The following is a 13,913-nucleotide window of genomic DNA, read 5'->3' on the forward strand; positions in this document are numbered from 1 at the left end:
AGCGGACAGCGCCGGGGCAACGTGACCCTCGTGACATGCGGGAACGAGTCGACGACGACGAGGTATTCAGGTCACGTTTCGTTACATTCGCCACTCAGCCCTCACGAGTACCACGCGCCACACCGGTCGTCGGCCCGGGCGGGCCCGCCCGTCAGACGGTCAGGCCGAACACGGCGCGGGCGGTGTCGGCGACCTCCGACACGAAGTCCTCCGGCGTCTGCCCCCGGACCTCCGCGATCGCCCGGGCGGTGTAACCCACCAGGCCGGGCTCGTTGCGGGCGCCCCGGAACGGCTCGGGAGCCATGTACGGGGCGTCGGTCTCCACGAGCAGCTGCCCGGCCGGGGCCAGGCGGGCCGCCTCGCGCAGGTGGTCGTTGGCCTTGAACGTGACGTTGCCGGTGAACGACAGCACGTACCCGCGGTCCAGCGCCTCCCGCGCCACCTCCAGCGGCGAGGAGAAGCAGTGGAGCATCACGTGCGGGATGCCCGAGCCCGGGCCGGCGACCTCCGCGAGCACACGCAGCAGGTCGTCATCGGCCTCGCGATTGTGGATCATCAGGCATTTGCCCAGCTCGGCGGCGAGCCCGGCGTGCCAGCGCAGCGACTCCTCCTGCTCGGCCGGGTCGGCGCAGCCGTCCATCTTTCCCACCCAGTAGTGGTCGAGGCCGGTCTCCCCGACCGCGACGACCCGCGGATGGGCGGCGAGTTCGCGCAGTCGCGCCCGCACCTGCTCGCCGCGCTCGGGGTCGGTGATCTCGGCGGCCCGGGTGGGGTGCACGGCCACGGCGGCGTACACCCGCTCGTCAGCTTCGGCGGCGGCCACGACGGCCTCGGACTCGGCCAGGTCGTCACCCACCGTGACCAGGGCCGCGACCCCGGCGAGCGCGGCGCGGTCTGCGGCGGCGCGCACCTCGTCGGCGGTGCGGTGTCCGCAGGAGTAGAGGTGCGTGTGTGCGTCGACGAGCCCGGGTAGCGACTCGGGCAGGACGGGAGTGGGGCGGGGCTTGCGCTTACCCATACGGTCGCCTCAGTCCTCCTGCTGGATGGGCGCCCAGCTCGGCCCGGTCTCGGCCAACTCGGGGTCGACCTTGGCGAACAGCGGGCTGGGCTTGGCCAGCGGGGTGCCCGGGGTGATCTCGGTGCGCGCCCACCGCGCCTGCTCGGCGGCGTAGTCACCCATGATCACCGGGTAACTGCGGCCCGCGTCGGGCAGCCCGACTCCGACGAGCTCGACCGGCATGTCGTCGGTGACCTCGAGCACCTGCGGGGCGGCGGCCCACACGCCCTGCCCGCCGATCGCGCCGTGGATCTGCTGCGCGGCGGACGGCAGGTACGGGGTGAGCAGCGTGTTGGCGTCGGAGACGACCTGCAGCGCGGTGTGCAGGACGGTGCCCAGACGCTCGCGCTGGTCGGGCTCCTTGGCCAGCTTCCACGGCTCGGTGGCGGCGATGTAGCGGTTGGCGGCGCCGACGATGCGCATGGCCTCGGTGGCGCCGGCCTTGAACCGCGAGCGCTCGAGGTGCGCGCCGACGGTGGCGAAGGCCGACTCCGCCTCGCGCAGCAGCTCGGCGTCGACGTCGGTCAGGGTGCCGGGCCGCGGGATCTCGCCGAAGTTCTTGTGTGCCATCGACACGGTGCGGTTGACGAGGTTGCCCCAGCCGCCGACCAGCTCGGAGTTGGTGCGGCGCACGTACTCGTCCCAGGTGAAGTCGGTGTCGTGGTTCTCCGGGCCCGCGACCGAGATGAAGTAGCGCAGCGCGTCGGGGCCGAACTCGGCCAGGAAGTCGCGTACGTAGATCACCACGCCGCGCGAGGACGAGAACTTGGACCCGGACATGGTGAGGAACTCGGATGAGACCACCTCGGTGGGCAGGTTCAGTGCGCCCAGCGCCCCGGGCTCGCCGCCGTTGGCGCCCCGGCCGTCGTAGCCGATGAGCTCGGCCGGCCAGATCTGGGAGTGAAAGGTGATGTTGTCCTTGCCCATGAAGTAGTGGGACACGGCCTCGGGGTCGGTCCACCAGCGCCGCCACGCCTCGGGCTCCCCGGAACGCCACGCCCACTCGATGGAGGCGGACAGGTAGCCGACCACGGCGTCGAACCACACGTAGAGCTTCTTGTCGCCGCGATCCTGCCACCCCTCCACCGGGATGGGGATCCCCCAGTCGATGTCGCGGCTCATGGCGCGCGGACGCAGGTCCTCGAGCAGGTTGAGCGAGAACTTGAGGACGTTGGGTCGCCAGTCCTTCCGCCCCTTGAGCCAGTCCCCCAGCGAGTCCGCGAGCGCGGGCAGGTCGAGGAACCAGTGCTCGGTCTCGATGAACTTCGGGGTCTCGCCGTTGATCTTGGAGACCGGGTTCTTCAGGTCCGCCGGGTCGAGCTGGTTGCCGCAGTTGTCGCACTGGTCGCCGCGGGCACCGTCGTCACCGCAGATGGGGCAGGTGCCCTCGATGTAGCGGTCCGGCAGGGTCCGCCCGGTGGACGGGCTCACCGCACCGGTGGTGGTCTTGGCGACCATGTAGCCGTTGGCGTGCAGGCCCCGGAACAGTTCCTGCACCACCGCGTAGTGGTTCCGCGTGGTGGTGCGGGTGAACAGGTCGTAGCTCAGCCCCAGGCCGGCCAGGTCGTCCACGATGACGCGGTTGTAGCGGTCCGCGAGCTCCTGGACCGGCACGCCCTCCTTCTCGGCCTGCACGAGGAGTGGCGTGCCGTGCTCGTCGGTGCCCGAGACCATGAGCACGTCGTTGCCGGCCATCCGCTGGTAGCGCGAGAAGACGTCAGACGGCACCCCGAACCCTGAGACGTGTCCGATGTGCCGGGGGCCGTTCGCGTACGGCCATGCGACCGCGGTCAGGACTGTCTTCGCCATGGGCTACAGACTAGTGGTCACGTCCGCGGCGGCCGTGCCGGGCGTACACCCGCACGCCCGGCGCCACCCCGGGGTCGCGTCAGGCCTCCTCGGCCGCGGGATCCCGCGAGAGCGATTTGTGGATGGACACGCACAACGCGATCAACACCAGCACGAACGGCGAGGCGGCGATGATCGTCATGTTCTGCAGGCTCGACAGGGCGTCGCCGCCACCGTCACCGGCCACGAGCATGATGATCGCCACGGCGGCGGTGAACGACCCCATGAGCATGACGAGCCAGCGGGTCGGCTCCTCCACGCCGCGCTGGGCCATTCCGCCCATGACGATCGACGCGGAGTCCGCGGAGGTGATGAAGAAGACGGCGATGAGGACCATCGCCACCACCATGAGCACGGGCGCGAGCGGCAGCTCGCTGAGCAGGTTGAACAGCTGCGGCTCGAGTGACCCGTCGCCGAAGACGCTGCGTCCGGCCTCCTCGAGATAAAGCGCGAAGCCTCCGAAGATGGAGAACCAGATCACCGACAGGGTGCTGGGGATCAGGACCACGCCGATGATGAACTCGCGCACGGTGCGCCCACGGCTGATGCGGGCCAGGAACATGCCCACGAACGGCGACCAGGAGATCCACCACGCCCAGTAGAAGACCGTCCACCCGGAGAGCCACTCGGCGGCCTCACCGTTCTCGCTCACCGCGGTGCGGGAGGCCATGTCGAAGAAGTCGGAGAAGTAGGTGCCGATCGTGGTGGGGATGAGGTCGAGCATGAAGAACAGGGCGCCGGAGAAGATCGCCACGAACAGCGCGAGCGACACCGCCAGGATGAGGTTGATGTTCGACAGCAGCTGGATGCCGCGGCTGATCCCGGAGGCAGCCGAGGCGAGGAACACCAGGCCCAGGACCACGATGACGCCCACGACCAGGGCGATGCCGCCACCGCTGACCGCACCGGTCTCGTTGAGCCCGGCGCGGATCTGCAGGGCGCCCAGGCCGAGCGAGGCGGCGGTGCCGAAGATCGTCGCGAGGATGGTCGCGATGTCGAGGACTCTCCCCATCCACCCCGCGGCCCGCTTCTCGCCGATGAGCGGGACGAAGGCCTGGGAGATGAGGTGGCCGCGCTTGAAGCGGTAGGCGGCCAGCGCGAGCGCGAGCCCGACGATCGCGTACATCGACCACGGGTGCAGGGTCCAGTGGAACGTCGTCGTGGCCATGGCCACGTCGTACTGCTGCTCCTGCCCCGGCGGCGGCTCCTGGAAGTGGGTGAGCGGCTCGGACACGCCGTAGAACATCAGCCCGATGCCCATACCCGCGGCGAACATCATGGCGATCCACGACCGCGTGGAGAATTCCGGCTTCTCGTCGTCACCGCCCAGGCGGATGCCGCCGAACCGGGAGAGGGCCAGGTAGATCGCGTAGACCACGACCGTGGTCGAGACGAGGATGAACAGCCATCCCACCGTGTCCACCACCAACGAGAACGCCTCACCGGCGGCGTTCTCGAACGAATTCGTGTAGAACGAGCCCCAGATCACCACGATGAGCGCGATGATCGTGGTGGGCACGAGGACCGTGAAGTCGACGCCCGGACGGGGCCCGCGCACAGGGTCCTCTGGGCCGTCTTTCGACGCGTCGAAAGCTTTCTCTCGTGACTTTGGCATACGTCGAACCCTGTCAACAATCCAAGGTGAGCGCAAGATATTAAAACGCTTATCGGGCCCTGGCGTGGATTCGACGCCCCGGGGTGGCACGATCGGACGGTGCCCGATTCCACCCCCGCCGTGCCGGCGCTCCTGCGCGCTCTCCACGTGCGGGCGCGGGCCCTCGGGATCGGTCCCCCGGCGGCGTTCCTCGGCGACTGGCGTGACTCCCCGGCGGTGATCATCCCGTCCGTGGACCTACGGCCGACCCGGACCGAGCAGGTCTTCTCGGCGGACGGCGACCTCGTCGTCGTCGGGTTCCGCTCCTTCCCCGACCACGTGGCGGGCGACGCCCCCCTCCTGCCCGCGGCGGTCCGCGGCACGGCCACGGGCATGCTCACGCTCGACCCGGACGGCCGGTGGCGGGGCGACGGCACCGCCCCCGACCCGCACGAGGTGGTCCGACGGTACGGGCCGCCGTCATCCGGGGGCGCCGGTGACGACGAGGGCGTTGGCGACGACGGTGGCGACGACGACGAGGTCGGCATCCCCCTCACCTGGGCCGCCCCCGACCGACGCGCGCACAGACGTGCCGTGGTGGACTGCCTCGAGGCGATCCGCGCCGGCGAGGTCTACCAGACCTGCCTGAGCACCCGCCTCGACGGCAGGCTCCGCGCGGACCCGTTCGAGACGTTCCTCTCCCTGGCCCGCCGCGCCCCCGCCGCGCGGTCGGCGTACCTCGAGGGCGAGTGGGGCGCGGTGCTGGCCTTCTCCCCCGAGGAGTTCCTCGTGCGCACCGGCGACGACGTCCGCACCAGCCCCATCAAGGGCACGGTGCCCGCCGACCGCGACCCCGCCGAGCTCCTCGCCTCCGCCAAGGACGTCGCGGAGAACATCATGATCGTCGACCTCGCACGCAACGACCTCGGACGTGTGGCGGACGTGGGTTCGGTGAGGGTGTCCGACCTGCTCGCCGTCCGTCCCGCGCCCGGCGTCCACCACCTGGTCTCCACCGTCACGGCGCGGACCTCGGTGGACCACGACGCCCTCGTGGCCGCCACCTTCCCGCCCGCCTCGGTCACCGGCACCCCCAAGCAGCGTGCCCGGGAACTCATCGCCGGCTGGGAGCCGCGGTCCCGCGGCCTGCACTGCGGCACCTACGGGCTCGCGACCGCCGACACCCTCGACCTGGCGGTGGCCATCCGCACCCTCGAGGTGGCGCCGGACGGCCGCTGCGAACTCGGGGTGGGCGGCGGGATCACCATCGACTCCGACCCGGACGCCGAATGGGACGAATGCGTGCACAAGGCGGCGTTCACCTGGGGCGGCGGGCCCGCGCCCTGGCTCTGAGCCGCCGCGCCCCCTCAGGCGCGTGAGTCGAGCACGGCCTGGTAGAGGTCCCGCTTGGTCACCGCCGACCCCTCGGCCACGGCGGCGCAGGCGTCCTTGAGCCGCTCCCCCGCCTCGACCCGCTCCTCGACGATCTCCACGAGGTCCTCGACAGTGGCGGTCGACCCGGCGGCGTCGGCCCCCTCGACCACCACGACGATCTCCCCCAGCACGCCGCCGGCGGTCCGCTCGGCCAGCTCGCCCAGGGTCCCGCGCAGGACCTCCTCATAGGTCTTGGTCAACTCCCGGCACACCGCCGCCCGGCGGTCCGCGCCCAGGACCTGCGCCGCCTCGGCGAGCGTGTCGGCCAGGCGGTGCGGGGACTCGAAGAACACACACGTGCGCTCCTCCGCCGCCAGCCGGGCCAACCACGTCCGGCGTCGGCCCGGGCGCCGCGGCGGGAACCCGTCGAAGCAGAAGCGGTCGACCGGCAGCCCGCTGAGCACCAACGCCGTGGTGACCGCCGACGGACCCGGCAGACACGTCACCGGGAGCCCGGCCTCGATGCACGCCACGACCAGCGAGTACCCCGGGTCGGACACCGCCGGCATCCCCGCGTCGGTCACCACCGCCACCACGTCCCCGGCGCGGACCCGCTCGACCAACTGGGGCACACGACCGGCCTCGTTGTGCTCGAAGAAACTCATCACCCGGCCCCCGATGGTCACCCCGAGAGCCGTCGAGAGGGAACGCAGCCGGCGGGTGTCCTCCGCGGCCACGATGTCGGCGGTCGCCAGGACCTGCCGCAGCCGATCCGAGGCGTCAGCCGGGTTCCCGATGGGGGTGGCCGCCAACACGACACGTCCGGACGTCATGACGACCACCCTATCGGTGGCCGGGCGCATCCCCGCCCGGCGCACGGCCCCCACTATGCTCTGCCTGTGACCTCGACCATCGGCGTGCGCTCACCAGGACGCCCGCTGCCCGCCCCCGACACCGGCCCGGTCGACACGACCCGCGACCTGATCGCCACCGGCGTCATCCTGGTCCTGGCGTTCCTCTCCCGCTTCTGGGGCCTGACCTCGGCCACGGACAAGGGCACCCCGGTCTTCGACGAGAAGCACTACGCACCGCAGTCGTACAACGTCGCCCAGCTCGGCATCGAGGAGAATCCCGCCTACGGCCTGGTCGTCCACCCGCCCGTCGCCAAGCAGATCCAGTCCATCGGCGGCATGCTCTTCGACTACTCCCCCCTGGGCTGGCGGTTCACCGCGGCCCTGGCCGGGGTGCTCGTGGTGCTCATGGTCATGCGCATCACCCGGCGCCTGACCCGGTCCACCCAGCTCGGCCTCGTCGCCGGGCTGCTGCTGTGCCTCGACGGCGTCAGCTTCGTGACCTCCCGCATCGGCATGCTGGACATCTACCAGGTGCTCTTCGTCGTCGCGGCCGCCGGCGCCCTGTTGGTGGACCGCGACCAGATGCGCGCCCGCATGCACCGGACCGCCCTCGAGGGCAGGCTCCACCTGTCGAGCCTGGGACCGCGACTGGGATTCCGCTGGTGGCGCTTCACAGCCGGCGTCATGCTGGGCCTCGCCCTCGGGGTCAAGTGGTCCGGCCTGTACTTCATCGCCTTCTTCGGTGTGATGACCGTGGCGTGGGACTGGGCTCTGCGCAGCCGTTACGGGGTCCAGCGCCCCCTCGCGGGCGCACTGCTGCGCGACGCGGTGCCGGCCTTCCTCACCCTCGTCCTCTGGCCGGCGATCCTGCACATGTTCACGTGGCTGCCCTGGTTCGCGAACGAGAACTCCGTGTACCGGCACGTCGTGGGCGACGAGGTCGAGGACAACTGGCTGCCCGACTCGGTGCAGTCGTGGCTGTACTACCAGTCGTCGGTCCTGGACTTCCACTCCACGCTGACCACCTCCGCCGGGAACCGGCACCCCTGGGAGTCCAAGCCGTGGACCTGGCCCATGAGCCTGCGACCGATGCTCTACTACGTCGAGCAGGGCGAGGGCATCGCCGGCTGTGGGGAGACCTCGTGCGTCCGCGCGATCATGCTCCTGGGGACCCCCGCCATCTGGTGGCTGGCCGTCCCCGTCCTGGCGTGGGCGTTCTGGCGCGCAGTCATCTGCCGTGACGGCCGCTACGCGTTCCCACTGGTGGGCTACATGGCCGGCTATCTGCCGTGGTTCTTCCAGCACGACCGCCAGATGTATTTCTTCTACGCCTCGGTCATGGCGCCGTTCTTCGTCATGATGATCGCGCTCGTGTTGGGCGAGATCGCCGGCAGGGCCACCGACTCCCCCCGGCGGCAACTCATCGGTCGTGCGATCGTCAGCCTGTACCTCGCGCTGGTCGTGGTGAACTTCATCTACGCGCTGCCCATCCTCTCGGGGATGCCCATCACCCAGACCGAGTGGAGTCACCAGCTCTGGCTACCTTCCTGGCGCTAGCGCAGTCGCCCCCGCGAGGTCCCCACCCGCACGTGGATCCCGCCCCCTGAGCATGTGCTGATCACCGGCTCGGCGCCGCCTGATCCCCGCGCCCCGCGGCCGGGGACGAGGTGTCGCCGACGGTGTGCGGTCAGTACCGTCGCGGCAGTGAACGAGCTATCCCTTCCCTTCGCCGATCTCCCGATGAGCGACGTGACCCAACAGTGGCTGGTCGAGAAGCCGGTCATGATCGCCCTGTACCTCGTGCTGGCGCTGCTGGTGCGGTGGGTGCTCCACCGGGGCATCGACCGGATCACCGCCCCGTCGAAGAACGCGTCCCCGTCCTCGTGGCGGCGCCGCCGACAGGAACGGGCCGACCGGCGCGCCGACGCGCACACGGTCGAACTCGACCCCGACGGCGACCGCGGTGAGGTCACCGCCGACGAGAGTGGCGGTCTCACCGCCGCGAGTCTGAAGAAGAACAGTCGACGACGCTCCGCGGAGCACGTGCGGACCGAGCATCGACGCGCGGAACGGCGGGCACAGCGGATGGCCACCATCGGGTCGGTGCTCAAGTCGATCGTCTCGTTCGCCGTGCTCGTATGGGTGGTGCTGCAGACCCTGGCCATCGTCGGCGTCAACGTGGCGCCCTTCATCGCGTCCGCCGGGATCGTCGGCGTCGCGCTGGGCTTCGGCGCCCAGGCCCTCGTCCGGGACTTCCTCTCCGGTCTGTTCATGCTCTTCGAGGACCAGTACGGCGTCGGTGACTGGGTCGACCTGGGCGAGGCCGAGGGCACGGTCGAGCACGTGGGACTGCGCGTCACCTCACTGCGGGACCTGCACGGGACGCTCTGGTACTGCCGCAACGGCGACATCGCCCGGGTCGGGAACTACAGCCAGGACTTCGGCGTCGCGTTCCTCGAGATCCCCGTGTCCTACACCGCCGACGTCGACCGGGCGTGCACCGTGGCCATCGAGACCGCCAGGCAGGCGGCGTCCGAGGAGCCGATCGCGTCGAACCTCATCTCGGGCCCGGAGCTCCAGGGCGTGAACGCGCTGGACGCGGACTTCTGGTCCCTGCGGATGACCGCGGTGACGCAGGCCAACACCCAGTGGGCCACCGAGCGGGAGCTGCGGCGCCGCATCCGCAACGCCTTCGACGAGGCCGGCATCGACGCCCCGTACCCGGACGGCCTCCCGGTGTCCGCGATGCGCGCGATGGCCTCGGGGTGAGGCCCGGGCGGCGACAGCCGTCCCCGCCCGGTCGGCGCTAGCCGCCCAGCACCCTGTCGATGCTGAACCGGCCGGCGCCGACCGCCGCCACGAGCAGCGCCCCCACCCCGAGCGCCACCACGAGCTCCCAGCCGTTCTGCGTGATGAACGGGCCGTTGGTGGCGTGGACGAAGTAGAACGCGCCGGCCATGTCCACGCCGAGCAGGATGCCCGCGAGCGGGGTGAGAAGCCCGGCGATGAGGGCGGCCCCCGCCACCAACTCCACCCCGGCGACGATCGCGGCGGTGACGGCCGGCTGCGGGATGCCGTAGCTCGAGAACTGCTCGGCCACCCGGCTCAGGCCGAGGGTGAAGAACTTCTGCCACCCGTGGGCCGCGAACACCACCCCGAGCCCGACACGGGCCAGGAGGATCGCGGCGTCCCGGAGGGTCTCCATCCCCCTCACGGGAGGATGTCCCGGCCGGCCTTGGCGAGTCGGCGGTGGAGGGCCATCATCGCGATCCGGTAGAGCGGCGGGGCGAACTTCTGCGCGGCGAAGCCGATGCGGACGTCCGGGGAGGTGTAGACGAGGTAGCGCCCCTTGCGCACGCCCTCGAGCATCTTCTCGGCGGCCTGGTCCGGGGTGACCGCGTGGCGCCGGAACTGGTCGACGGTCCTGGCCACCTCGGGATCGGACCTGTCGACGCCCGCGATCTCGACGGTCTCCACGAGCGGGGTGTCGACGCCGCCGGGGCAGACGAGGTGCACGCCGATGTCGTACGGCGCCAGGTCGAAGCGCAGGACCTCGGCAACGCCGCGGATCCCGAACTTGGCGGCACTGTAGGCGGCGTGCCACGGCAGGCCGAGCAGACCGGCGGCGGACGAGACCAGGACGAGCGCGGCGGGCTTGCGGGCGGTCATCATCGCGGGCACGAACGCCTCCACCACGTGGATGGTGCCCATGAGATTGACCTCGACCATCGACCGCCAGATCCGGTGCTCGAGCAGATCCGGGCGGCCCCAGGCCGAGTTGCCGGCCACGTGGAAGATCGCGTCGGGCGCACCGCTGTCGGCCACGACGCGCGCCCCGAACGCCATCACGGCCTCGTGGTTGGTGAGATCGAGCGCCTCGGCCACGAGCACGGGCGCACCGGCGTCCCGGCAGGCCTGTTCGGCGGAGGCCAGCCCCTCGGCGTTGAGGTCGGTGAGCACCAAGCGGGCGCCCTCATCCGCGAGCCGGAGGGCCGCCGCGCGACCGATCCCGCTGGCCGCGCCGGTCACCACGCAGACCCTGCCCCGGTAGTTCTTGATCCGTCGCCTCGACATCTACTCCCCCACGTCCGGGCCCGGATCGAAAAGCGGCGGGCCACCCGATGTGATCACCGTAGCGGCCCGACGGGGCACGTGAGGCGGGGACGGGCGGGCGCGTCCGCTCTACACGGGTGGCGTGGGGCTCGTCGCCTGGAGCGTGTCGTGGCCGCCGCGGGCGGGGATCGGCGGGACGTACTCGCGCAGCACGCAGCGGCTGCCGCTGTAGATGGTGGCCATACAGCGGTTGCAGTGCACGCACAGCGACCGACGCCGGTCGTCCTCCTTGAGCTTGTTGGGCAGGTCGGGCTCACGCAGCAGGCCTCGGCCCATGGCGACGAACTCGAAACCGGCCCCCATCGCCTTGTCGATGGACGGCCGGTCGACGATCCCGCCGAGCAGCATCATCGGCAGGTCCACGGCCTCGCGGATCTGCCGGGCGTCGTCGAACATGTACGCGTCGGTGTACGGGTACTCCTTGAACATCTTCGGACCCACGACCTTCATGCCCATCTTGATCACCGCGGGCTGGGTGGCGGCGAACTCCTCGAGGGGCGCGGCGCCCTTGAACAGGTAGATGGGGTTGAGCAGGGAGCTGCCGACTGTCATCACCAGCGCGTCGGCGGAGCCGTCCTGCTCGAGCCACTGGGCGACCTGGCGGGCCTCGTCGATCCAGAACCCACCGGGCACGCCGTCGTCCATGTTGAGTTTGATCGTCACCGCGATCTTGTCGCCCATGGCGTCGCGGATGGCGCGGCCGATGCGGCGGGCGAAGCGGGCGCGGTTCTCCAGCGATCCGCCGTAGGAGTCCTTGCGCCGGTTGAGCTTGGGGCTGAGGAACTCGCTGACGAGATAGTTGTGACCGAAGTGCACCTCGATGGCGTCGAAGCCGGCCTCGTGGGCACCGCGGGCGGCGCGGACGTGGTCCTCCACGATCCGGTCGATGTCCGCCTCCGTGCACGGCTTGGTGATGGCGAGACCGGTGGGCGCCGGGATCCGGGACGGCCCGAGCGGGGGCAGCCCGTTGGAGGAACCGTTGGCGACGGCCCCGGCATGTCCGACCTGGGCGGAGATCGCGGCGCCCTCGGCGTGCACGGCGTCGGTGAGCTTGCGCAGCATGCCGCCGTCGTCCATGCCCCAGTGGTACTGGTGCTTGTCGGTGCGGCCCTCGGGGGAGGTCGCGAGGTAGGCCACGGTCGTCATGCCCACGCCGCCGCGCGCGTACTCGGCGTGGAACTCGATGAGCTCGTCGGTGATGCGCCCCTTGGGACAGCGCCCCTCGAAGGTCGCGGCCTTGACGATGCGGTTGCGCAGCGTCACGTTGCCGATCTTGCCGGGGCTGAAGACGTCGGGTGCGGGTGTTCCGGGCGCGAGACTCATGAGCAGAACTATAACCTGTTCCACCCACCCCGTCCCCTGTCTGGCCAGCGCATTTGCCACGAATCGCCGCAGGCACGCTACACCGGGCGGCGCTACCGCCCGCCACCTGCGGACCATAGGTAGGCCTTACCCGCTGGAGGCGCCCGTGCCGATCTCCACGGACGACACGCCGCAGGCGATCATCACGATCCTCGACCCCGTCATCCCTACCGGCGAGCGTCCGAGGCACCGCCGACCGCGCTCCTGATGTGGGCCGCGAGCACGGCCAGCGCTGACGCGCCCTCCGGGGTGCCCGCCACGACCGGGAAGCAGTGGATCATCCCGGGCCAGACCCGTAGGTCGATCGTCGCGCCACGCGAGCGGCTGGCCTCGACGAAGCGGCGGACGTCGTCGACCACGAAGTCGTCGCCGCCGCACACGATCGCGATCGGTGGCGCCGATTCGTCGAGGGGGCGCCGGGCGGGTGAGACCCCCGGGTCGTCGACCGGGACGTCCCCGGCGTAGGCATCGCGACAGGCGCAGGCCAGCCTCGGTGGCGTGCGCGGGTCGAACGCGCCGCGCCACCGGGCCGCGCCGGTCTGCCGCCCCGGGCCGGTGGGCCCGGCGAGGTCGACCCAGGGGCTGACCAACGCCAGGGCGGCCGGGCGCTCCCCACGGCGGCGGAGACGATCGAGCAGCCCGAGGGCGAGGGCGCCGCCCGCGGAGTCCCCGGCGACGGCGACCCGCTCTGCACCGCCGACGCGCTCGGCGAGATGACGGAATGCCACCTCGGCGTCATCGAGGGCGGCCGGGTACCGGTGCTCGGGCGCGAGTCGGTAGTCGGGAACATAGGCGGTCGATCCGGACATCCGCGCGAGCGTGGTCGCCATGGTGGCGTGCGAGTCCGGGGAACCGGCGACATAGCCACCACCGTGCAACACGAGCAGACCCGGGGCATCCGCCGGCCCGTCGATCCAGAGCCCGGGGACGGGAGCGCCGACCGCCGGCCGGGCCACCCGACGGGATCCCGTGGCCCGCGACGCGCCGGTGGCGACAGCGCGCATCACCCGGATCCACCTGTCGTCGAACGGGGCGACGGTCAACACGGGTCGGATGAACAGTCGCAGGCCGAGGCGTTGAAGGCGGGCCGGCAGGCTCGGCCTGCGGGTGAGGGTGATCCGCCGGTCGGCCTCGGTGACCAACCGACGCGCCAGCAGGGCGACCAGGGCCTCGAGGACCCGGGCTGCCGCCGCTCCGACCGCCCGGTCGGACGTCCGGATGGCGCACTCCCACTCGAGCTCGCCGCCACCGCCATCGAGCGCGCGCACCGTGACGCGGCCGGGGTGACGTCGGCCGAGCCCGCGCAACGGCGCAGGCGCCCACTCCCGCCACCGCGCGGCGTCGGAGGCGAGGGAGAGCACGTCGCCGGGCTCGGCTGAGAAGCGTTCGACGACGGTGAAGGAGTGAACGGCCACTGCGCCAGCTCACCACAGAGCCAGCTCACCACAGCCCCAACTCACCACAAAGCCAGCTCACCACAGCGCCAACTCACCACAAAGCGGAAGGCCGTCCCCGCTTGCGCGGAAACGGCCTTGAGAACTCGTAGTCCTTGGGTGGAGCTAAGGGGAATCGAACCCCTGACCTTCTCGATGCGAACGAGACGCGCTACCAACTGCGCTATAGCCCCTCGCCGCCCTCGCGGGCGACGATGTCCCCCTCGCGGGTGACGGTGCCGCCCTCCCGAGCAGCGTGGAACACCTTACCAGGATGGTCG

General features: G+C 71.1%; 11 protein-coding genes and 1 tRNA gene. 3 read left to right on the plus strand and 9 right to left on the minus strand.

Translation table 11 applies throughout. The features are described 5' to 3' along the window. Positions 1-151: 151 nt before the first annotated feature. The 3 genes from AB5G72_RS11995 to AB5G72_RS12005 all read right to left on the minus strand — a co-directional run bounded on the left by AB5G72_RS11995 (position 152) and on the right by AB5G72_RS12005 (position 4,520). On the minus strand, positions 152-1,018 hold the full coding sequence (locus AB5G72_RS11995) for a TatD family hydrolase (protein ID WP_120283932.1): 867 nt from the start codon (positions 1,016-1,018) through the stop codon (positions 152-154). Between the two features lie 9 nt (positions 1,019-1,027). Further along, a complete protein-coding gene (metG, locus tag AB5G72_RS12000) occupies positions 1,028-2,866 on the minus strand; it encodes a methionine--tRNA ligase (RefSeq protein WP_440219959.1) in 1,839 nt (612 codons plus the stop codon). A gap of 79 nt (positions 2,867-2,945) precedes the next feature. Next, complete coding sequence (locus AB5G72_RS12005; RefSeq protein WP_440219960.1) at positions 2,946-4,520, minus strand: BCCT family transporter; 1,575 nt, start codon at positions 4,518-4,520, stop codon at positions 2,946-2,948. A 99-nt stretch (positions 4,521-4,619) separates the two neighbouring features. Between AB5G72_RS12005 and AB5G72_RS12010 the strand changes: the two genes are divergently transcribed. Beyond that, complete coding sequence (locus AB5G72_RS12010) at positions 4,620-5,849, plus strand: aminodeoxychorismate synthase component I (protein WP_440219961.1); 1,230 nt, start codon at positions 4,620-4,622, stop codon at positions 5,847-5,849. Between the two features lie 14 nt (positions 5,850-5,863). Here the strand turns inward: AB5G72_RS12010 and rsmI are convergent, their stop codons facing one another. Continuing rightward, entirely contained in the window at positions 5,864-6,703 is an 840-nt protein-coding gene (gene rsmI / locus AB5G72_RS12015) for a 16S rRNA (cytidine(1402)-2'-O)-methyltransferase (RefSeq protein WP_440219962.1), read from the minus strand. 66 nt (positions 6,704-6,769) lie between these two features. Here rsmI and AB5G72_RS12020 point away from each other — a divergent pair, with 66 nt between their 5' ends. Beyond that, a complete protein-coding gene (locus AB5G72_RS12020) occupies positions 6,770-8,281 on the plus strand; it encodes a dolichyl-phosphate-mannose--protein mannosyltransferase (protein ID WP_120283937.1) in 1,512 nt (503 codons plus the stop codon). 183 nt (positions 8,282-8,464) lie between these two features. Continuing rightward, a complete protein-coding gene (locus AB5G72_RS12025) occupies positions 8,465-9,493 on the plus strand; it encodes a mechanosensitive ion channel family protein (protein ID WP_440221493.1) in 1,029 nt (342 codons plus the stop codon). Positions 9,494-9,530: 37 nt separating this feature from the next. Here the strand turns inward: AB5G72_RS12025 and AB5G72_RS12030 are convergent, their stop codons facing one another. From AB5G72_RS12030 to AB5G72_RS12050, 5 genes are all read right to left on the minus strand, one after another. Then, positions 9,531-9,929 carry a DoxX family protein gene (locus tag AB5G72_RS12030; RefSeq protein WP_096907104.1) on the minus strand — a complete coding sequence of 133 codons (399 nt, stop codon included), beginning with the start codon at positions 9,927-9,929 and terminating at the stop codon, positions 9,531-9,533. A 5-nt stretch (positions 9,930-9,934) separates the two neighbouring features. Continuing rightward, positions 9,935-10,798, minus strand: coding sequence for an SDR family oxidoreductase (locus AB5G72_RS12035; RefSeq protein ID WP_154828319.1), 864 nt, complete (start codon positions 10,796-10,798; stop codon positions 9,935-9,937). 108 nt (positions 10,799-10,906) lie between these two features. After that, entirely contained in the window at positions 10,907-12,160 is a 1,254-nt protein-coding gene (locus AB5G72_RS12040; protein ID WP_154828321.1) for an NADH:flavin oxidoreductase, read from the minus strand. 206 nt (positions 12,161-12,366) lie between these two features. Further along, positions 12,367-13,614, minus strand: a complete 1,248-nt coding sequence (locus AB5G72_RS12045) for an alpha/beta hydrolase fold domain-containing protein (RefSeq protein WP_440219963.1) — start codon at positions 13,612-13,614, stop codon at positions 12,367-12,369. A gap of 139 nt (positions 13,615-13,753) precedes the next feature. After that, a tRNA-Ala gene (locus AB5G72_RS12050) sits at positions 13,754-13,826 on the minus strand. Positions 13,827-13,913: the final 87 nt, after the last annotated feature.

Source organism: Dietzia sp. MNB45, from assembly GCF_051994785.1.
In the GTDB taxonomy this organism is placed as follows: Bacteria; Actinomycetota; Actinomycetes; order Mycobacteriales; family Mycobacteriaceae; genus Dietzia; species Dietzia kunjamensis.

Bases quoted from the DNA above. Each gene is read 5' to 3' on its own strand.
- AB5G72_RS12030 (WP_096907104.1), bottom strand. From the start codon at position 9,929: ATGGAGACCCTCCGGGACGCCGCGATCCTCCTGGCCCGTGTCGGGCTC.
- AB5G72_RS12040 (WP_154828321.1), bottom strand. From the start codon at position 12,160: ATGAGTCTCGCGCCCGGAACACCCGCACCCGACGTCTTCAGCCCCGGC.
- rsmI (WP_440219962.1), bottom strand. From the start codon at position 6,703: ATGACGTCCGGACGTGTCGTGTTGGCGGCCACCCCCATCGGGAACCCG.
- metG (WP_440219959.1), bottom strand. From the start codon at position 2,866: ATGGCGAAGACAGTCCTGACCGCGGTCGCATGGCCGTACGCGAACGGC.
- AB5G72_RS11995 (WP_120283932.1), bottom strand. From the start codon at position 1,018: ATGGGTAAGCGCAAGCCCCGCCCCACTCCCGTCCTGCCCGAGTCGCTA.
- AB5G72_RS12035 (WP_154828319.1), bottom strand. From the start codon at position 10,798: ATGTCGAGGCGACGGATCAAGAACTACCGGGGCAGGGTCTGCGTGGTG.
- AB5G72_RS12005 (WP_440219960.1), bottom strand. From the start codon at position 4,520: ATGCCAAAGTCACGAGAGAAAGCTTTCGACGCGTCGAAAGACGGCCCA.
- AB5G72_RS12025 (WP_440221493.1), top strand. From the start codon at position 8,465: ATGAGCGACGTGACCCAACAGTGGCTGGTCGAGAAGCCGGTCATGATC.